We start from the raw sequence: 20871 nt of genomic DNA, 5'->3' as shown, positions 1-20871 counted from the left end.
CTTCGGCGAGGCTTCGACACACGTTTCCTCCGACGACCCGGACGAATTTGATTCATCCGTGAAAATACCGACAGGATCACACCCCGCTCGAGCGTCGAAATGGGCCGTAAAAATGAAAACTTCCGTTCCAACGTAATAATTAAAACAAATGAAAACTCGCGCCCTCCGGACGGCACACATCATTTTTTCACTTTCATTCGCCCCGCCTTTCACGCACCGAATTGCCGGATTCGCAGTACACGAGGGAAACGTTTTTAACCCGTTATCTGCGCATTTCTCATCGATGAAACATTCCCGCTCAACACCTGTTTGACGAAGCCACTCCCGCAAAAGCCTGATTTATCGTGCATTTCGTCGTATCGAATCGTATCGACCCGGCAATTGGCCCTCGCGCTTTTCTGTCCCCACGATACATGCATGAAACAGAAGCGCGCATATCGCGCGGCAATTTCGGCGCCACGCCCGTGCGCATCGTGACGGCATCGTTCATGGCATGCCGATTGCCTGATCTCCGGCTCTCACCGAGCGGCACGCCGAGGCACAAGATCACGAACGGCGGCCTGCTCGTCAATCAGCGTCTCGGGGAAAAGGCGATGAAGATCACCACCGATCGATCGACGCGTGCGTCGTTCAAGCATCAACGGGGTAGTCAGCGAAACCGGAGCGCCTGTCGCGGCGCTTCGTCGACATCAGCACGAGCGAACCGGCGCTTGCCGAAACGCTACCCATGCAGCGGGATGGAACGCGTGCGCGCCGCCGTCGAACTGCTCGACGTGTGGTTCCCGGAGCTGAACGACGAAGGAGAAAGCCATGAATGACAGGGTCGCGCTCGAGACGCGCGCTGGGCAGCGCGTCCTGGTGACGGGCGGCGCCGGCTTTCTCGGCAGCTACGTGTGCGAACGCCTCGTCATGGAAGGCGCGTCCGTCACGTGCATCGACAGCCTGCTGACGGGGCGCAAGCTCAACGTCGCCGACCTGAAAGCGTCCGGCCGCTTCGAGTTCGTGAAGGGCGACGTATCGCTCGGCCTGCCGCAACTGCAGGTGGACGAGATCTGGAATCTCGCGTGCGCGGCATCGCCGCCCACCTACCAGATCGATCCCGTCCATACGATGATGACCAACGTGCTCGGCATGAACCATTGCCTCGCACTCGCGCGCAAGACGGGCGCACGCGTGTTCCAGGCGTCGACCAGCGAGATCTACGGCGACCCGGACGTGCACCCGCAGACGGAAACCTATCGCGGCAACGTGAACACGATCGGCCCGCGCGCGTGCTACGACGAAGGCAAGCGCGCGGCCGAGGCGCTGTGCTACGACTACTACCGCACGCACGGCATCGACGTGCGTGTCGCGCGCATCTTCAACACCTATGGCCCGCGGATGTCGCCGCGCGACGGCCGCGTCGTGTCGAACTTCATCGTCGGCGCACTCAACGGCGCGCCGCTCGAGATCTACGGCGACGGCAAGCAGACGCGCTCGTTCTGCTTCGCCAGCGACCTGATCGACGGCTTCTTCTGCCTGATGAGCGCCGAGCGCAACGTCGGCACGCCGGTCAACATCGGCAACCCCGGCGAATTCACGATGATCGAGCTCGCGGAGAAAGTGCTCGCGATGACGGGCTCGAAATCGGAGATCGTGTTCCGGCCGCTGCCGATCGACGATCCGCACCAGCGCAAGCCCGACATCTCGGTCGCGTCGACCGAGTTCGGTTGGCGGCCGGGCATCGATCTCGACGAAGGGCTGCGCCGGACCGTCGACTATTTCAGTCGTGAACTGTGGCTCGCGCCGGTGCTGCGCCTGACCGGGGCCACGGCATGAAAGTGCTCGTGACAGGCGGAGCGGGCTATATCGGCAGCCATACCTGCAAGGCGCTCGCGGCAGCGGGACACGAACCGGTCGCCTACGACAATCTGTCGACCGGCCATCGCGATGCGGTGCGATGGGGACCGCTCGTCACCGCCGACATTCTCGACCGCGACGCGCTGTCGAAGGCGTTCGCCGCGCACCGGCCCGACGTCGTGATCCATTTCGCCGCGCTCGCGTACGTCGGCGATTCGGTGCTCGCGCCCGACCGCTATTACACGGTCAACGTCACGGGCACCTGCATGCTGCTGAGCGCGATGCACGCGGCGGGCGTCGGCCGGATCGTGATGTCGTCGTCGTGCGCGACGTACGGCATTCCGGACGGCCTGCCGATCTCGGAGCGCACGCCGCAGCGGCCGATCAATCCGTACGGCTTCACGAAGTACGCGATGGAACGGATGGCGGCCGATTTCGAGCGTGCATACGGATTGAAGTGGGTCGCGCTGCGCTACTTCAACGCGGCCGGTGCGGACCCTGACGGCGAGATCGGCGAATGCCACGAACCGGAAACGCACGCGCTGCCGCTCGCGATTCGCGCGGCATTCGGCACCGGCCATGCGTTCCAGGTAATGGGCGCCGACTACCCGACGCCCGACGGCTCGGCGATTCGCGATTACGTGCATGTCAGCGACCTCGCCGACGCGCACCTGAAAGCGACCGCCTATCTGTGCGGCGGCGGCCACAGCGTCGCACTGAATCTCGGCACCGGCAAAGGAACGTCGGTACTCGACGCACTGCGCGCCGTCGAAGCCGTGACGGGCCGCCGCGTGCCGACGGTAACGGCCGCGCGCCGCCCGGGCGACCCGCCCGAGCTGTACGCCGACGCCACGAAAGCCGCGCTCGTGCTCGGCTGGCGGCCGAGTTTCACCGCGATCGAACCGATGGTCGAACACGCCGCGGCGTGGTTTCAGAAAGCACTGCAATTCGAATCCGGCAAGTAAGCAAGTTTCCTTGAACGCCACGCAGGGGAATCACCATGAAGGTACGGATCGCCATCGTCGGCACGGGCTACGTCGGGCTGGTCAGCGGCGCGTGCTTTGCGGATCTCGGGCATGACGTCGTCTGCATCGACAACAATCGCGGCAAGATCGACGCGCTGAACGAAGGACGCATGCCGATCTACGAACCGGGCCTCGACGCCGTCGTCGCACGCAACGTCGAACGCGGCACGCTGCGCTTCAGCAGCGACCTCGCGGCGAGCGTGTGCGATCGCGACGCGGTATTCATCGCGGTCGGCACGCCGACGCTGCCGGGCACCGACCAGGCAGACCTGCAGTACGTCGAGGCGGCCGCGCGCGAGATCGCGTCGAACCTGACCGGTTTCGCGGTCGTCGTCACGAAGTCGACCGTGCCGGTCGGCACCAACCGGATCGTCAAGCAGATCGTCGAACGCTGCGCGCCGGACGGCATCGACACGGCGATCGCATCGAATCCGGAGTTCCTGCGCGAAGGGTCGGCGATCGACGATTTCATGCACCCGGACCGCGTCGTGTTCGGCGCCGAGCATCCGCGTGCGATCGAGATCATGAAGGCCATCTATGCGCCGCTGGAAGCGATGGGCCATCTCGTGCTTGCAACCGAGATCGAAACGGCCGAACTCGTGAAATACGCGGCGAATGCATTCCTCGCGGTGAAGATCAGCTACATCAACGAGATCTCGGACCTGTGCGAAGCCGTCGGCGCCGATGTCGAACTGGTCGCGAACGGCATGGGCCTCGACCGCCGCATCGGCGCATCGTTCCTGAAGGCCGGCCCCGGCTGGGGCGGCTCGTGCTTTCCGAAGGACACGCGCGCACTGAAGGCGACGGCTTCCGAACATGCGGTGCCGCTGCGCATCGTCAGCGCGGCGATCGAATCGAATGCGCTGCGCAAGGAGCAGATCCTGCGCCGCATCGAGAAGGCCTGCGGCGGCTCGATCAAGGACAAGCGCATCGCGGTGCTCGGCCTCACGTTCAAAGGCCAGACCGACGACGTGCGCGAAAGCCCGAGCATCGACGTGATCCAGCTGCTCGTCGGCGCGGGCGCGCATATCCGCGCATACGACCCGGCGCGTCCGCACGAAGCGTCGCGGCTGCTGCCGCAGGTATTCATGGAGGGCTCCGCGATCGATGCGGTGCGCAGCGCGGACGCCGTCGTCGTGATGACCGAATGGAAGGCGTTCGAGGCACTCGATCTCGCCGACCTCGCGGATCACATGGCCGATCCCGTGATGCTCGACATGCGCAACCTGTTCAGCGAACGGCTCGCTGTCGACAGCGGCTTTCGCCGCTACGAACGCGTGGGCCGCTCGTGCGGCGAACGCACGCCGGCCGACCCGGCACCGGAACAACAGCACGCGAACGAGGACACCCGGCCGCAGCGCGGCCTGCTTCAAGACTGATGATCTGACCTTGACGGGAGAACACCATGAAGAAGCTGGTTGCGTCGCTTGCCGGCGGCCCTGCGCCGGATACCGCCGACACCACCGAGACCACCGACGCTGAAGCGGATCGCACCGCCTCGATGAACGCGGACGTCCCGCTCCTCGTCCCGTTGATGGACAGCGGGAGCAAGATCGTCTTCCACATCCTCGCGCTGTGCTGGTTCGTCGCGCTGGGCATCTTCTGGCGCTGGTGGTTGCGCGACGAGCACTACGTCGACGCGTTCCGCTTCGGCGTCAACTGCTTCGTGCTGTTCTGGACCACCTTCATTCCCGGCTACTTCATCTTCATCATCCGCTCGGCGGTCGTGCCGAATCCCGCGCTGCCGGTGCCGCGCGACTGGCGCGTCGCGATGGTCGTCACCAAGGCGCCGTCCGAGCCGTTCGACATCGTGCGCACGACGCTGCTCGCGATGCTCGACCAGACCTACCCGCACGATACGTGGCTCGCCGATGAAGACCCGTCGCCCGAGACGCTCGACTGGTGCCGCGAGCACGGCGTGTTCGTGTCGACGCGGCGCGGCATTGCCGCGTACCACCGGACGAGCTGGCCGCGCCGCACCAAGTGCAAGGAAGGCAATCTCGCGTACTTCTACGACATGTACGGGTACGACAACTACGATTTCGTGTCGCAGCTCGATGCCGACCACGTGCCGACCCGCACCTATCTCGAGGAGATGCTGCGGCCGTTCGTCGATCCGGCAGTCGGCTACGTGTCGGCGCCGAGCATCTGCGACAGCAACGCGGCCGGGAGCTGGAGCGCACGCGGGCGCGTGAACGTCGAGGGGCCGCTGCACGGCACGATGCAGGCCGGCTACGCGAGCGGCCTCGCGCCGCTGTGCATCGGCTCGCACTATGCGGTGCGCTGCCGCGCGCTGCGCGAGATCGGCGGGCTCGGGCCCGAGCTCGCCGAGGATCACTCGACCACGATGATCTTCAATTCGAAGGGCTGGCGCGGCATGCATGCGCTGAACGCGATCGCGAACGGCGAAGGGCCGCGCACGTTCGGCGACCTGGCCACGCAGGAATTCCAGTGGTCCAAGAGCGTGATGATCATCATGCTGCGCTACACGCGCCACTATTTCATGGGGCTGCCGCTGAGGCTGAAGGCGCAGTTCCTGTTCTGCCAGCTGTGGTACCCGCTATGCGCGCTCGCGATGGCCGGCAGCGTCGTGATTCCGGTCGTCGCGCTGCTTACCGGCCGCGTGTGGGCACACGTCGACTACCTCACGTATCTCACCTACGCGCTGCCGCTGACCGTGCTGATCCTGTGCGTCGTGACCTGGGCCACGCATTCGACCCAGTCGTGCCGGCCGCTGAATACGAAACTGCTGTCGTGGGAAGGGCTGTCGTTCGTGTTCGCGCGCTGGCCGTGGGTCGTGCTCGGCTGCGCATCGGCGGTGTTCGACTGCGTGCGCGGGAAGGAATTTCCGTTCAAGGTCACGCCGAAAGGCGGCACGATCGAACAGGACGCGCCGCTGCGCGTGGTTGCCCCGTATCTGCTGATCTCGCTGTTCTGCAGCCTGCCCGTGGTCACGGTCGAGAATCCGCGCAACGCGGCCGGCTTCTATCTGTTCTCGACGCTGACGAGCATCCTGTATCTCGTGATCGCGGCCGTCGTCACCGTGAATCACGGCAGGGAGCAAGGGCTCGAGTGGTCGGCATTCAGGCAGATGTTCTTCAGCCGCCTGCCCGTGCGCAACGCGCTGTTCGTGTTCGCGCTCGCGATACTGTTGTCGGGTATCGGGCTGCGCGCGCCGAAAGGCTGGCAGGCGATGATGTGGCGCTCGGGTTTGCCGGCCGTGGTCGCGCCCGTGCCGGGCGAACCGGTGAAGCAGCCCGAACTCGGCGCCTACGATCCCGAGCAGACGCTCGCGGCCGATCGGGATCTCGCGTTCGACCATGTGTTCGTGTCGTGGAACGCGCCCGACGTCCGCGCGGAAATCGACGATGCGTACCGGAGCGCGCAGGCGCGCAACCGCTCACTGATGCTGACCATCGAGCCCTGGGCGGCCGGCGACACGCGGCAAGGCGCACTGCTCGAGGATATCGCGCACGGGCGCTACGACGCGCGGATCGCGGCCGCCTGCTCGGCGCTCGCCGCGTTGAAGGGCCCCGTGTTCGTGCGCTGGGGCCACGAGATGGAGGCCGACACCGGACGCTACCCGTGGGCCATCGGCGATGCGTCGGCCTACGTGGATGCGTACCGGCGGGTCGTGACCACCTGCCGCACGATGACCAACCAGATCCGCTTCGTGTGGTCGCCGGCCGGCAACCGGAACCTCGACGACTATTTCCCGGGCCGCAGCTATGTGGACGATGTCGGCCTGTCCGTGTTCGACTGCCCGCGCTGCGCGATCTGGCCGGCCGGCGGCCACGCGTCCGCCGCGAGCATCCTGCGGACCAAGTACGAGCGGGTGACCGACTACGGGCTGCCGGTGATGGTCACCGAGTTGGGCATCGACGGATCGAATTCGCGCAAGCGCGAGGAACTCGACGAATTCCAGCGGTCGCTGTGGCGCTATCCGCTGCTGAAGGCCGTGGTGTATTTCAACGCGGTCGATACGCCCGGCGCGTGGCCGGCGCATTACGTGCCAGACTGGCGGATCGCGCCGGCGTTCCTGCAGACGACGGTGGTCGCCAGGTGAAATGCGCGGTGAACGACGGCGCGTCGGCGGTGCGCCGTCAGCCGAGCAGTTCCTTCTTCCGCAACTGCACGACGTCGCGCATCGGCGGCGCGCCGAACAGCCGGCTGTATTCGCGGCTGAACTGCGACGCGCTTTCATAGCCGACGACGGCGGCCACCGACCCGACATCGCCGCCCTGCCGCAGCAGCAACCGCCGCGCCTCGTGCAGCCGCAGCTGCTTCTGGTACTGCAGCGGGCTCAGCGTCGTCACGTGCTTGAAATGATGGTGCAGCGACGACACGCTCATGTTGACCGCCTGCGCGAGCGACTCGACGCGCATCGGCTCCGCGAAGTGGTCGCGAATCCATTCGATCGCGCGTGCGATCCGGTGCGTCTGGCTGCCCGCGATCGCCATGTGCCGCAGCCGCGTGCCCTGCCCGCTCGTCATCAGCCGGTACAGCAGTTCCTTTTCGATCAGCGGCGCGACGACCGCAATGTCGGCCGGCGTATCGAGCAGCCGCATCAGCCGCAGCGCAGCATCGAGCAGCGGCGGCGTCAGTTCGGCGAGCGCGATCCCCTCGCCTTCGGGGCCCGCATCGGGTTCGGGCAACCGCATCTCGGCCGCGAGCTCGACGATGCGCTGCGGATCGAGCGTCAGCGACAGGCACAGGTACGGCGCGTCCGGCGACGCGCGCGTCACGCGCGACAGGATTGGCAAGTCGATCGATGTAATCAGGCAATTCTGCGCGTCGTACTCGTAAGCCTGGCCGGCCACGATCACGCGCTTCGCGCCCTGTGCGGCAATCACGAGTGCGGCCCGCGACACGCCGCAGCCCATATCGACCGGGCGCGTGTGCCGGTGCAGCATCAAACCCGGCACGGCCGTCGAATGCGAGCCGTCCGCCGGTGCGAAGCGGCTGATCAGCATCGCCAGCTCGCGCCGCCCGGATTCGCGCGACGTCACGATATCGGTCATGTCCATGACGCGTCCTCGATAGATTTCCTCATGTCGCGGGAGCATAGCGAAACCACCCGCGACCTGCCGGGGATTTGCAGGATTGTTCAATAAATTTGCAGGATTGGGTAGACGCAAAAATCGGCTGCTCGCGCACACTGCCCGCTAACCGGGCGCATGCCGGGTTTTCCCCACGGAGACAATCAAAATGCCTACCTCGTTTGTCCTGAACGGCAAGAACGTCACGCTCGATGCCGATCCGTCGATGCCCGTCCTCTGGGCGATTCGCGAACACGCGGGACTGACCGGCACGAAGTTCGGCTGCGGCATGGCGCAGTGCGGCGCGTGCACCGTGCATCTCGAAGGCCAGGCCGTCCGCTCGTGCGTGCTGCCGCTCGCCGGCATCGCGGGCAAGCACATCACGACGATCGAAGGCCTGCAGAGCAAGCCCGCGCACGCCGTGCAGGCCGCCTGGGTCAAGCTGCAGGTGCCGCAGTGCGGCTACTGCCAGTCCGGCCAGATCATGTCGGCCACCGCGCTGCTCGAACAGAACCCGAAGCCGACCGACGCGGACATCGACGCCGCGATGAACGGCAACCTGTGCCGCTGTGCGACCTACGCCCGCATTCGGGCGGCGATCCACGACGCGGCCGCGACGCTGGGAGCCTGACCATGACGATCGAACTCGACAACACCGGTTCGGTGCGTCCATCGCGCCGCACGTTCCTGAAAGCCGCCGGCGCCGCGGCCGCCGTCAGCCTGACCATCGGCTTCGAATGGGCCGGCCTCGGCCGTCGCGCGCTGGCGGCGACCCCACCCGCCGCCGACTTCGCGCCGAACGCATTCCTGCGCATCACGCCCGACGGCGCCGTCACGGTCATCGCGAAGCACGTCGAGCTGGGCCAGGGCGCGTATACAGGCATCGCGACGATCGTCGCCGAGGAGCTCGACGCCGACTGGTCGCACGTACGCGTCGAAAGCGCGCCCGCCGATGCGAAACGCTACGCGAACCTCGCGTTCGGCACGATGCAGGGTACGGGCGGCAGCTCGGCCATGTCGAACTCGTGGCAGCAACTGCGCGAGGCGGGCGGCAAGGCTCGCGCGATGCTGGTCTCGGCCGCGGCGGCCCGCTGGAAAGTGCCGGCGAGCGAGCTGACGACGGCCAATGGCGTCGTCACGCATGCGAAGAGCGGCAAGACGGCCGCGTACGGCACGCTCGTCGCCGATGCATCGAAGCTGCCGGTGCCCGACAAGGTCGCGTTGAAGCAGCCGGCCGATTTCAAGCTGATCGGTCACCGGATTCCGCGCGTCGACGCGTCGGCCAAATCGAACGGTACCGCGCATTTCACGCTCGACACGACCTTCCCCGGCATGCGCGTCGCGCTGCTGCAGCGCCCGCCGCGCTTCGGCGCGAAGGTGAAGTCGTTCGACGCGACGGACGCCAAGGCCGTGCCGGGTGTCGTGTCGGTCGTGCAGGTGCCCGGTGGCGTCGCGGTCGTCGGGACCGGCTTCTGGGCCGCAAAACAGGGCCGTGACGCGTTGAAGGTCGAATGGGACGAAACGAACGCCGAAAAGCGCGGCTCGGACGAGATCATGCACGAATACCGGCAGCTCGCCGACAAGCCGGGCACGTCGGCACGCAAGGACGGCGATGCCGATGCGGCGATCACGGGCGCCGCACGCAAGATCAGCGCGACGTACGAATTCCCGTATCTGGCGCACGCGCCGATGGAACCGCTCGACGCGGTCGTCAAGCTGACGGCGAACAGCTGCGAGATCTGGGCCGGCGACCAGTTCCAGACGGTCGACCAGGCCAACGCGGCCAGGACGGCCGGCCTGAAGCCCGAGCAGGTGCAGATCCACACGCTATACGCGGGCGGCAGCTTCGGCCGGCGCGCGAACGCGTGGTCGGACTACGTGGTCGAGGCCGTGTCGATCGCGAAGGCGCTCGGCGCGGACGGCAAGCCCGTCAAGCTGCAGTGGACGCGCGAGGACGACATCCAGGGCGGCTTCTACCGGCCGATGTACTTCCACAAGCTCGACGCGGGGCTGACGGCGGACGGCAAGCTGGTCGGCTGGCGCCACCGGATCGTCGGCCAGTCGATCCTCGCCGGCACGCCGTTCGAGGCGTTCATGGTAAAGAACGGCGTGGACGCCACCTCGGTCGAGGGGGCGGCGAACCTGCCGTACGCGGTGCCGAACGTGTCGGTCGAGCTCACCACCACCAAGGTCGGCCTGCCCGTGCTGTGGTGGCGCGTGGTCGGCAGCTCGCACACGGCGTACGCGGTCGAGGCGTTCATCGACGAAGCCGCGCACACCGCCGGCAAGGATCCGTACGCGTTCCGCCGCGACCTGCTCGCGAAGGAGCCGCGCATGCGCGCGGTGCTGGACCTGGCCGCGCAGAAGGCCGGCTGGGATCCGGCCAAGCCGCTGCCGAAAGGCCGCGGGCGCGGGATCGCGGTCGCCGAGGCGTTCAAGAGCTATGTCGCGCAAGTGGCCGAGGTGTCGGTCGACGCGGACGGCAAGGTGAAGGTCGAGCGCGTGGTGTGCGCGGTCGATTGCGGGATCGCGATCAATCCCGACATCGTCGCCGCGCAGATGGAGGGCGGCATCGGCTTCGGGCTCGGCGCGGTGATGCACAGCGCGATCACGCTGAAGGACGGCCAGGTCGAGCAGCGCAACTTCGACGGCTACCACGTGCTGCGGATGGCCGAGATGCCGAAGGTCGAGGTGCATATCGTGCCGTCGGCCGAAGCCCCGACCGGGGTCGGCGAGCCGGGCGTCGCGCCGGTCGGGCCGGCGGTCGCGAACGCGATCTTCGCGGCGACGGGCAAGCGGCATTACGTGCTGCCGTTCGATTCGGCGGACAGCGCGAAGGCTTGACGAAGGTGCGGAACGCCGGCCGCGGCGCGGAGACGTCTTGCGGCCGGCGATTGTCGGCCCCTCGCAGAAAGCGCAACGCTGACGAAAACCAACGCCCAATGGCGCGCTCGACCGGCAACGCTCACTCCAGGTCGACTTCGGGCCAGAGCCTCGGAAAAAGAAAACGGAGGCCGCTCAGCGGCAATCCAAAGGACAGTTCACCGCGATGCGACGGCGAAGTCAGCAGTCCACAATCCAGCAGCGAACGGACGATCCGGCGCGCCAGTACGTCGCTCACACCGAGCATCTGGGAAAATTCCGCTCGCGTGACCGTTCGGCGTAGCGCCACGAACTCCATGGCCAGCGCCGCAGCTTCCGGTTTGATGACCGATTTTTCCGAACTGATGGTCCACGGATTGGCCTCCAGGTATCGCAGCAGATCCAGTAATCGCCCGGTCACCCCCTCGAACTCCGTCATACTCACCATGAAACCGACCTGGTCCAGACAGCAGTCGAGAAAGAAGCGGGCAAATTTGACCAGCCCTTCCTGGGACAGATTGCCCCGGCCGTCCAGATCGTTGCGTCTCGTCTGGTCGGCCTCGCTCAGCCTCGCGTAATACTGTTCGTGTTCCCGCGCCAGCCCCCGGAGCGGCGACCAAAGACCATGGGTCAGGTCCGCTGCGCGTAGTGCGAGATGCGAATGCAGACGCGCCACCCGGCCGTTGCCATCCATGAACGGGTGCACCCAGGTCAGGCGATGATGCGAACAGGCAATGCCGATCAGTTGATACTCTTTGGCTCGAATGCGGGCATAACGTGTCGCCCAGGCCTGAAGCAATGGCTCGACCATCTCGGGCTCCGGGGCGAGATGACGCCCCACTGTCACATCCAAGCGGCGAAATTCGCCAGGGGCGATGGCTTTTCCTTCACCGGTCAGTCGTTCATCGACCGGCAAACCGGAGAAGAAGCGATCGTGAATGGCCGAAATTCGTGTCGGCTCGAAGAGCGCGGCAACGGGAAGCGTTTGCCATTCCTCCTCGAGCGCCGCTTCCGTCGCGATATGCGCGACCGCGAAGCGTTGTTTCTTACGCTCGACAATATCGGTCGAATAATCCCGATGCAGCGCAGCCTCGATCTTGGCGGGCGTCGTATGCTGCCCTTCGATCTTGTTCGTGTAGTACGAATTCATGGCGCGCAACTGCGGCACGAGCGCGGTGGCCAGCGGAGTATCGCGTACGGCAAGCAGCCGATGCGATGAATCGACGAGTTCCGCAGCCTGCTCAAGGAGCGGATCGAGTACGCGATCCTCGGGAAATAGCGGTTCGAAGGTAGCGACGGTGGTCATACTTCGCTGTCGGGTTCAATGTAGGGTTCGTTGTCGGCAATTATATTCACTTATGTTGATGATTTATATAAACTTTCCCATTGAATGAGTAGGGTTGAATGTAGGGTTCCATGTAGGGTTTCATTTACCCGACTTCCTACTCGCGCTGCGAGTGTGTAACCCATGCAGTTCCCGCCTACCCCCGCACGTTACGTCGGACGTAACGCCCGTAACGTCGCCCGCCGATGCTACGTAACAATCCTTCACCGTTGCCCCGGCCCCTTTTTTGTCCGCCGCGCGCCTCCCGTTAAAAATTCTTTTAAATTCAAGGCTGCCGCGCCGCCTGCGGCGGTGCCGTCGGCTTTCGATTACTGACGATCCTGTCCCTGGCCCGGAAGTTGCAACATAGGTCCCGCAAACACTCCTTTATGGACATGCGAGGGCCACCATGGATTGCAAATACCTGTACATCGACAACATAAAAATCAACTTCGTGCGCCGCACGATCGAAATCGACAACAAGATCATTGATGTCACGCCGCGTGAATTCGACGTCGTCGAATTCCTGCTCGACAACATGAACAAGATCGTGCCGCGGCAGGCAATCCAGGAAGCCGTGTGGGGCCGTGAACTCGGCGTGTCGTCGCGCACGCTCGACACCCATATCTCGCGTATCCGTTCGAAGCTGCAGCTCGATCACGACAAGAACCTGCGCATCATCCCGATCTACGCGGTCGGCTATCGCCTGGTGCTGTTCGGTGCGGCGATGACGCACGTCGAGCGCCACGACGCGGCGCCGATCCTGCGCGTGGCACCGCAGGCCGTGATGGCCGCCGACTACGCCTGACGATTCGCCCGCGCGCCGCTCGCTCGCGGCGCACCGGCTACGCTCCCCCCACCGCGCTGCGCCAATCCGCAGCGCGTCGCGGCCCGCCCGTCGGGCGCGGCCTGCACGCCGCCCGGCCCGCCAGCCAGTCGCGACCCGACCGCCGCCTCCGGGCGGCGGTCGCTTTTGGGCTTTTGAGCTTTTGAGCGTCGGCGGCCGCGCATCCTCGTACACCACGCTTCGTCGCTTCCGCTCCGGCCACCGCCGCCGATGTTCGAGACTACGGATTGCGGCGTGACACACGGCCATTGCCGTCCCTACAATCGACGCAGCAGCCGCGCGCGCTCCGCGCCGCCGGCACCGAAACGTATGGAACGGATATGAACATGCGCGCTTCGCGAACCGTCGCCGCCTGCCTGACCGCGCTGGCCGCGCTCGCGTGTGCGGCGTCGCCCGTTGCTCGTGCAACGAATGACAACACGCTGCACGTCGCGTCGATGACGTCGGGCAATCCTGACGAAGGCAGCGCCGGGCGCGACGCGCCGCCTGCACGCCAGCGACGCATGGATGCCGCCGCGACCACGCCGCCCGATCGCGCGCGCCGGATGGCGTCGCCGGCAGCCTCCGCCGATCCGCCGTCGTGCCATGCACGGCCCGTGATGACGATGTGCCGCGGCCTGCCATCGAGCGACGCGAAGCGGCGCTGCATGCGCTGCCTCGATCAGTGACGCCGCGCAGCGCGCCCGCTTACGTGGCGCGCTGTGCCTCCAGCCAGGCCTGGAACATCAGCACCGTCCACAACTGGTGCTGCCAGTTCATCCGGCCGGTTACGTGCTGTCGCCACAGGCGCTCGACCGCAGCCGCATCGAAGAAGCCTTCCTCGCGCAACCGCGACGGCCGCAGCAACGCCTCGGCCCAGTCACGCAACGAGCCGCGCAACCAGTGATCGACGGGGGCGCAGAAGCCCTGCTTCGGCCGGTCGATCAGCGCGGACGGCACGTACCGGTCGAGCAGCCGACGCAGCAGCGCCTTCGACTGTCCTTCCGGCAAACGCAGGTCCGCCGGCATGCGCCACGCAAATTCGACGACATGATGGTCGAGGAACGGCATGCGCGTTTCGAGGCTCACCGCCATCGCCGCGCGATCGACTTTCGCGAGGATGTCGGTCGGCAGGTACGTGAGCGTATCGATCGCCATCGCCTGCTCGGCGAAGCTCAGGTGCGCGGGCCACGCGGATACGGTGTCGAGCGGCGTCGCCGGCTCCTGCCCCGACAGCGCGAGGCGCTCGGGATGATGCACCGACGACATCAGCAGACGATACAGCCCGATGCGGCTCTCGGCCGTCATCACGTGGCCGAGCTTGTGCAGGCGATCGCCGATGCGCGTTGCCGATTCGCGCGCCTCCACGCCGCCCCACGCACCCTGCGCGACGGCCGCGAGCTGGTCCGCATGATCGGGCCGCAACGCATGCAGCGCGGCGGCGATCCGCGCCCGCACGGCGCCGGGTACGCGATGCAGCTTGCGCCACAGGCGCGGCGTCAGGAAGTAGCGGGTATAGCCGCCGAACAGCTCGTCGCCGCCGTCGCCGGACAGGCTCACCTTCACATGCCGGCGCGTCATCTCCGAGACGAGAAAGGTCGGGATCTGCGACGCATCGGAGAACGGCTCGTCGTAGATCGACGGCAGCTTCGGCACGACGCCGAGCGCATGGTCGGCCGTGACGTAGAGCTCGGTATGGCGCGTGCCGAGATGACGCGCGACGGCCTTCGCATAACCGGCTTCGTCGTAGCCCGCTTCATGGAAACCGATCGTGAACGTGTCGACCGGCGTCGACGATTGCGCCTGCATCAGCGCGACGATCGTCGACGAATCGACGCCGCCCGACAGGAACGCGCCGAGCGGCACGTCGGCCTCCATCTGCCGCGCGACGGCCTGGCGCAGAACCGCGTCGAGCTGGCTGACGGCCTCGTCGGCGTTGCCCTCGAACGGCTGCGCGCGACCGTCCTCGATCGCCTGCTCGAGCGTCCAGTACGCACGCAGGCGCGGCGTGTCGCGCGCATGCTCGAACTGGATATACGTGCCGGGCGGCAGCTTGTGGATGCCGCGATAGATCGTGTGCGGCGCGGGCACGCTCGACTGGCGCAGGTACAGGCACAGTGCGTCACGGTCGATCGCGCCATCGAAGCCCGGATAGCCGCGCAGCGCCTTCAGTTCGGACGCGAACACGAGCGCGTCGCCGATCCGGCCGTAGTAGAGCGGCTTCTCGCCGATCCGGTCGCGCGCGAGCGTCAGCACCCGCGATTCTCGATTCCACAGCGCGATCGAGAACATGCCGGTCGCGCGCCGCAGCGTCGCGTCGACACCCCACGCGACGATCGCCGCGATCAGCACCTCGCTGTCGGAGTGGCCACGCCACGCCGGTGCACGACCCGCGCGCTCGAGCTCCGCGCGCAGTTCGCGATGGTTGTAGATTTCGCCATTGAAGACCATGACGTAGCGGCCGCACGCGGATGCCATCGGCTGTCGGCCGTGTACCGACAGGTCGACGATCGCGAGCCGCCGGTGGCCGAGCGCAATGCCGGCTTCCGGGTCGACCCAGATCCCCTGCCCGTCCGGCCCGCGATGCGCGAGGCTTGCCGTCATGCGCGCGAGCGTGCCGCGCGCTGTCTCCTCATCGAAGGCGACGCTATTCAGAAAGCCGTCGATTCCGCACATTGATTTGTCCGCCCCTGTTGACCAGTTCCGTCACGCGTGGCGCAACCTCGCGGCCCGCCGTCCAGCGTGACGGTCGAGCCATATTACGAAGAAATAATTCAGCAATAATTCACAGGTGAATGCGGCAATCACTCGAAAAAAGCGCTGTCAAGCAGCGTGTACGCATCGCGCCAGCGCGCGCAGCCGAAACGGCCCGCCGGGCCACCACGGAGGGCCGGCACGACGGTCATCGGGTCACGCGGAGAAAACCGGGGACGGACAGCGTCAGGACGGCAAGCGGCGCGCCGCCAGATACGCCAGCTGCGCGCGGTTCTGCACGTTGAAGAGTTTTTCGAGCGAGCGGATGTGGTGGCCGACCTTGTGCAGCGACGTGCGCAGCGCGCTCGCGATTTCCTGGTCGGACAACCCGTGCACGAGGCGGTCGAGCACCTGCAATTGCTCGTCGCCGAGCGCGAAACCGCGCATGCGTGCAATACGTGCTTCGAGGAACGGCAGCGCGACGCGATGTACTGCGAGGCTGACCGACAGCGCACCGCCGATCACGCGATCGTCGATCCATTCGGTGCCGTGCGTCTCCGACGTCACGTTCACCGCGACGCGCAGGTCGAGGCGCGGCGCCGACAGGCCAAACAGCACGCCGCTGTTCATCCCGTGCGCGCGCAGATGGCCGGCGAGCGCCAGCATCTTTCGATCGCCGCTGCCCTGTGCGGCCGCTTCGATCTCGTCGAGCCGCCACGCGACCGGAAAGCCGCTCTGCCGCACCTGCGCGAACCGCGGGTCGCTCTCGTAGAGCATGCCTTCGATAAACGGCTGCATGAAAGTCGCGGGGGCGAGGTCTCGCAGCAGATGCGCGCACAGGATGCGCCGCCCGATCATTTCGAACGCGCCATAACCGAGCGTACTGAAACCGATTTGCCGCAAGCGCGCATGGCATTGCGCGAAATCGAGCGAAGCCAGGTCGGTTTTACCGGGTTCGATTTGCGTGCCGGTAAAAACGTCGTGCCCGATTGCCTGATATTCATTCGAATACGTCGCAGCCGTTGCGATATCGGCTTGCGAGAACCACTCGACGCGTGGTGCGCCGTCAGCATATGTCATGAGGAGCCCGCCCTTTCCCAATATGTGAACCTGCGCCCCGTCACGATCTGGTCTTTGCTTTATGGATTTTTTGGTCGGCGTGATATGCGTGCGAATAGGAATCTTCCGCCGCCATTAGTATTACGGCATATTACGCATACACAGGCATTTTTGTACAATGCCCCCGCGTTTCGTCAGGGATGACGATCGGCGCATATCACACCGATGCTCGATCGCACCGCCGCGAATGCCGTACACGATACGGCCGCCGCCAGGCGATGCGTGTCGATTCCGAGGGATGGCACATGTCCGATATTGCATTGCATGAAGAAGCGGTCGCCCCAACCTTTTCCCGCACGTCGCACGGGCTGAACACGTGCCCGGACGTGCTGCGGGAACGCCCCGTGCAGGTCGTCTGGTGCGACGACGTGAAGCGCGGTGACATCACGCAGCCGCACGCACCGAAGCTCGGCGTCGCCGATACGCTCGCGCACGCGCAGAGCACGGCGGAGCGCAGCCGCATCGTCGCGAGCCTGCTGCATCTGACGGGCTTCTCGACGTTCGCGTACTTCGCGCTCGAATTCGCGCACGAGCGCGTCGAAAGTCTCTACCTGCACGAAGCGTTCACGCCGGCCACCTATCGCGGCGACTACGTGCGGCACAACCATCACGACATCGATCCGCGCACGCTCGGCGCGCGCGTGTGCAACATGCCGATCGTGTGGGACCTGCAGCAGTTGCGCCGCGAACATCGCGAGCGCGACGACGGCCCGCGCGTGACGCCGGCCGCGCTCGACGGCTTCCTGCAGAACATGCAGGACGACGGGATGTGCAGCGGCATCATGTACTCGATGGCCGTGCCCGGCACGCGGCTGCACGCGTTCATGAGCTTCACCGCGCCGCGCCGCACGCGCGAATGGATCACGCCGGCGACGATCGAGCAGGCGTTGTCGATCGGGCTGTCGGTGCACAAGTTCGCGTCGCCGCAGCTGATCTCGACGTCGCGCGAGCGCGCGGTGAACGGGCTCACGCCGTTCGAGCAGGAACTGCTGCTCGGCATCGCCGAAGGCGCCTCCGACAAGGAGATCGGCCGGCGCCTCGACACGAGCGCGCACAACGTCGACTATCACCTGCGCAAGCTGCGCAAGCGCTTCGGCGTCGCGAACCGGATCCAGCTCACGTACCTGACGTCGAAGCTCGAACTGATCTGACGTCGGCGCGCGCGGCGTGCCGCAAGCGGACGCGTAAACGCACATGCCGGCCACGGAGGCCGGCATGTGCGGGTTGCGGCGTGGTGCCGGGTCCGGCGCCGCTTCCTGGAAGACGACCTGCGTTACTTCAGCAGCGTCATCTGCACGACCTTGACGATCACGAGACCGACCGCGATCACGAGATAGCCGCGCAGCACGGCCATCCAGATCCGCGTCGCGACCGTCATGTTCTGCGGCTCGAGCGTGTCGAGCGGCGGCATGCGCCACGTGTCGCGCAACGAGCGATCGACGGCCGGTTCGACCACGCGCTTGTTGCGGCGGATCAATACCGTGGCGATATAGCCCGCGATCGCGAGCACGGTGCCGCCAACCAGCACGTCGACGATCGCTTCGCCGCTGATATCCGGATACATCACCGACGCCGTGAGAATGATCGACAGCAGCACCAGCACCCAGATCACCGCGCCCGTGAACACGTTGAGCTTCGTCGAGTTGATCCACGGGCCGAGCACCTGGCGGTCATTGCACAGCACCAGCAGGAACACCGTCGCGCTCGGCAACAGCACGCCCGCGAGCGTCTGCACGGCTTCGGTCAGCAGGCCGAGCGGGCTGCCCGGAATCAGCACGAGCGTGGCCGCGGCCGCGACGATGCCGAAATACACGAGATAGAAGCCCTTCGCATCGGACACGCCGCGGTGCAGCGAGTGGCGGATCTTGAACACGTCGCCGATGGCATAGGCCGTCGACAGCGACACGGCCGCCGCGCCGATGATGCACGCGTCGAGCAGTGCCACCGCGAACAGCGTCGCGCTCGTGCGGCCCGCATACTTCTCGAGGCCGGCGATGATGCCGCCCGCATCGGTAAAGTTGCCGGCTTCCGGATGCCCGTTGAACAGCGCGGCGCTGAAACCGATCATCGCGACCGCGCCGATCAGCACGAACACGATGCCGATCCACAGGTCGGCCTTTTCATACTTCATGAAGCGCGGCGTGATGCGCTTGTCGATCACGTAGCTCTGCTGGAAGAACAGCTGCCACGGTGCGACGGTCGTGCCGACGATGCCGATCACGAGCAGCATCACGTCCGACAGCTTCGCGTGCGCGGGCCAGTTCGGCACGAAGAAATCGCGCGACATCTGCGCGACGGGCGGATGGATCGACACGAGCACCGGCACGAGCAGCAGGCTCAGCACACACAGCCCGATCGCGAACCGCTCGAAGCGCCTGAAATCCCCGGTACTCACCGCGGCCATGGTCAGTGCCGCGGCCACGCACACGCCGGCCACCTTTGGCAGCCCGAAGAAATCCAGCACGAACGTGATGCCGATGAACTCGGTGACGATCGTGAGCGCATTGAGCAGGAACAGGTCGATCACGCTGAACGCGCCCCAGAACTTGCCGAAGCGTTCGAAGATCAGGCGTGCGTGGCCGACGCCCGTGACCGCGCCGAGGCGCAGCACCATTTCCTGGTTCACGTACAGCACGGGCACGAGCAGCAGCAGCGTCCACAGCAGCGTCGTCCCGTAGTTCTGGCCGGCCTGCGTGTAGGTGCCGAATGCGCCGGCGTCGTTGTCGCCGACCATCACGATGAGGCCCGGGCCGATGATCGCGAGCAGCGTGCGCAGGCGCGCCCACCACGTGCCGCGCGAGCCGGTGTCGTGATGCGCGATGGTACCGAGCGCACCGCGGATGTCGCCCAGGTGGGCTTCGTCGAGCACGGCGCTGCGTTCGACGGCGATCGGTGGAGAAACGTTGGATGGCGTGGACATGATGTGTTCCGTACGGCTAATGGTTATCTGGCGAGCAAGCGATCTTGGAATGCGCGCGGGGCGACCGCTCGATGGCGGTCGCGTGTGCGCATGCCGAGACGCACTCGGTGCATCTTTCAGCGGATCAACGATTTCAACTGGTTCAACAGGCGGGAGAACACCCGCGGACGGGCGTCGAGCATCAGCATCGCGTCGTAGTGGTTGCGCGATTCCGTGACGTGCGGGAGATTCGACAGCAGAAGGCCGAAGTTCATGATCTGGCTCCGTGCGGCGACGGCAGGCTGCCGGCCGCGTGTTGGGCGCGGGGCCAGTCCGGGGCCTGAACGACGTGTCAGGCTAGTCGGCCGGATTGTCCCTGCGACCCGGGTTCAAAAGGGTCTGTGCGTGCAACGGGCATAAGGGACAACTGTCACTGTCGTTCATGGCGGCTCCTGTGCGGTGTTCCGGAGAACACGGTTGACCGCCGTCAGGCATGGGGGCCGGCATTCGCACCCGGGAAAGGGATGCGCGAACGCGGCCGCCTGCCAGGCGGCGGCAAAACCGGACGGCGCATGCGAAAACGCATCACGCTAACCGGCGCGAATCAGGGTGCACGTAGGAATTTGCTGCGGAATACTGCTGCGCGCACCGTTTGCCTGGGAGACAAACGGCGGCTTCGATGAGGCGCGGACGTCGGTCGCTCAGGCGGAAATTTCGTTCGAAGATCGACTACTGCAGGCGTCCAAGGCGGCGGCCCCAAGAGTGAAGATGGCGGATTCTATGGACGGCCCGAAAGTGAAGTCAACCCCTACCAACCCCATTTCTCGAAATAAATTTCCTGCTTTGCGGCACTGAAAGATTTGCCCTTGAAACGACGTGCCGAAACCTTTCAGCGCATCACGCTGCGGTCACGCTCCGATGTGTGCGAACAACGGCGCGGCGCCCTGCCGCCCTCTCGTCGTTCCGCCCTCGTGCCGCAGCGATCCATGGCGACACGCGCGCCACACACGGCGCTTTTTGTGCGTTTTTTACTTGCGCTGCAGCAAACGACCCGAATACAATCCGCCGCAATTCATCACAGGAGTCCCTCCGTGGACACATGCTCTAGTTGCAGTTCGATGCCGGTCCAGGCCGGCCAAGCCATCGCGAGATAGCAGCCAGACGCATGTCATACGCCGCTAGCTCGCATTCGTCGGGTTAGCGCGCTTCCTCCCGAGCCGGCCATCGCCGGTTCGTCCGTTGCA

16 protein-coding genes are annotated in these 20871 nt (G+C 65.8%); 10 read left to right on the top strand and 6 right to left on the bottom strand.

Annotation, left to right across the window (positions count from 1 at the left end):
* The first annotated feature begins 413 nt into the window (after positions 1-413).
* From BCEP18194_RS27115 to BCEP18194_RS27095, 5 genes are read left to right on the top strand one after another with little or no spacing between them, the layout of a single operon-like run.
* Positions 414-818 (top strand): hypothetical protein, encoded by a 405-nt coding sequence (locus BCEP18194_RS27115; RefSeq protein ID WP_041493220.1) that lies wholly within the window; start codon positions 414-416, stop codon positions 816-818.
* Complete coding sequence (locus BCEP18194_RS27110) at positions 811-1818, top strand: UDP-glucuronic acid decarboxylase family protein (protein WP_011354475.1); 1008 nt, start codon at positions 811-813, stop codon at positions 1816-1818. The genes BCEP18194_RS27115 and BCEP18194_RS27110 overlap by 8 nt, the downstream gene beginning before the upstream one ends.
* Positions 1815-2804 (top strand): UDP-glucose 4-epimerase GalE, encoded by a 990-nt coding sequence (galE, locus tag BCEP18194_RS27105; RefSeq protein WP_011354474.1) that lies wholly within the window; start codon positions 1815-1817, stop codon positions 2802-2804. Before BCEP18194_RS27110 ends, galE begins: the two co-directional genes overlap by 4 nt.
* Before the next feature lie 35 nt (positions 2805-2839).
* A complete protein-coding gene (locus BCEP18194_RS27100) occupies positions 2840-4243 on the top strand; it encodes a UDP-glucose dehydrogenase family protein (RefSeq protein WP_011354473.1) in 1404 nt (467 codons plus the stop codon).
* Positions 4244-4269: 26 nt separating this feature from the next.
* Entirely contained in the window at positions 4270-6930 is a 2661-nt protein-coding gene (locus BCEP18194_RS27095; RefSeq protein WP_011354472.1) for a glycosyltransferase, read from the top strand.
* Between the two features lie 37 nt (positions 6931-6967).
* Here the strand turns inward: BCEP18194_RS27095 and BCEP18194_RS27090 are convergent, their stop codons facing one another.
* The gene (locus tag BCEP18194_RS27090) at positions 6968-7891 is read right to left on the bottom strand and encodes an AraC family transcriptional regulator (RefSeq protein ID WP_041493219.1); all 924 of its coding nucleotides are present in this window, start codon (positions 7889-7891) and stop codon (positions 6968-6970) included.
* 181 nt (positions 7892-8072) lie between these two features.
* Between BCEP18194_RS27090 and BCEP18194_RS27085 the strand changes: the two genes are divergently transcribed.
* Both BCEP18194_RS27085 and BCEP18194_RS27080 read left to right on the top strand, forming a co-directional pair.
* Positions 8073-8534 carry a (2Fe-2S)-binding protein gene (locus BCEP18194_RS27085; protein WP_011354470.1) on the top strand — a complete coding sequence of 154 codons (462 nt, stop codon included), beginning with the start codon at positions 8073-8075 and terminating at the stop codon, positions 8532-8534.
* Between the two features lie 2 nt (positions 8535-8536).
* The gene (locus BCEP18194_RS27080; protein WP_011354469.1) at positions 8537-10747 is read left to right on the top strand and encodes a xanthine dehydrogenase family protein molybdopterin-binding subunit; all 2211 of its coding nucleotides are present in this window, start codon (positions 8537-8539) and stop codon (positions 10745-10747) included.
* Positions 10748-10868: 121 nt separating this feature from the next.
* Here BCEP18194_RS27080 and BCEP18194_RS27075 read toward each other — a convergent pair whose 3' ends face one another.
* Positions 10869-12071, bottom strand: a complete 1203-nt coding sequence (locus BCEP18194_RS27075; RefSeq protein WP_011354468.1) for a Fic family protein — start codon at positions 12069-12071, stop codon at positions 10869-10871.
* 427 nt (positions 12072-12498) lie between these two features.
* Here BCEP18194_RS27075 and BCEP18194_RS27070 point away from each other — a divergent pair, with 427 nt between their 5' ends.
* Positions 12499-12897 carry a winged helix-turn-helix domain-containing protein gene (locus BCEP18194_RS27070; RefSeq protein WP_011354467.1) on the top strand — a complete coding sequence of 133 codons (399 nt, stop codon included), beginning with the start codon at positions 12499-12501 and terminating at the stop codon, positions 12895-12897.
* Between the two features lie 365 nt (positions 12898-13262).
* On the top strand, positions 13263-13604 hold the full coding sequence (locus BCEP18194_RS42475) for a hypothetical protein (RefSeq protein WP_425266339.1): 342 nt from the start codon (positions 13263-13265) through the stop codon (positions 13602-13604).
* 19 nt (positions 13605-13623) lie between these two features.
* Here BCEP18194_RS42475 and asnB read toward each other — a convergent pair whose 3' ends face one another.
* On the bottom strand, positions 13624-15591 hold the full coding sequence (gene asnB, locus BCEP18194_RS27060) for an asparagine synthase (glutamine-hydrolyzing) (protein ID WP_011354465.1): 1968 nt from the start codon (positions 15589-15591) through the stop codon (positions 13624-13626).
* Between the two features lie 264 nt (positions 15592-15855).
* Entirely contained in the window at positions 15856-16689 is an 834-nt protein-coding gene (locus BCEP18194_RS27055; protein ID WP_011354464.1) for a helix-turn-helix transcriptional regulator, read from the bottom strand.
* A 284-nt stretch (positions 16690-16973) separates the two neighbouring features.
* Between BCEP18194_RS27055 and BCEP18194_RS27050 the strand changes: the two genes are divergently transcribed.
* A complete protein-coding gene (locus BCEP18194_RS27050; protein WP_011354463.1) occupies positions 16974-17879 on the top strand; it encodes a helix-turn-helix transcriptional regulator in 906 nt (301 codons plus the stop codon).
* A 122-nt stretch (positions 17880-18001) separates the two neighbouring features.
* On the opposite strand, the gene BCEP18194_RS27045 is transcribed toward BCEP18194_RS27050, so the two are convergent.
* Positions 18002-19648, bottom strand: a complete 1647-nt coding sequence (locus tag BCEP18194_RS27045) for an Nramp family divalent metal transporter (protein ID WP_011354462.1) — start codon at positions 19646-19648, stop codon at positions 18002-18004.
* Between the two features lie 116 nt (positions 19649-19764).
* Positions 19765-19902, bottom strand: a complete 138-nt coding sequence (locus tag BCEP18194_RS41755) for a hypothetical protein (RefSeq protein WP_167316036.1) — start codon at positions 19900-19902, stop codon at positions 19765-19767.
* Positions 19903-20871: the final 969 nt, after the last annotated feature.

This window comes from Burkholderia lata (assembly GCF_000012945.1).
GTDB classification, from domain to species: domain Bacteria; phylum Pseudomonadota; class Gammaproteobacteria; order Burkholderiales; family Burkholderiaceae; genus Burkholderia; species Burkholderia lata.
This window is presented reverse-complemented; position numbering and strand designations above follow the sequence as displayed.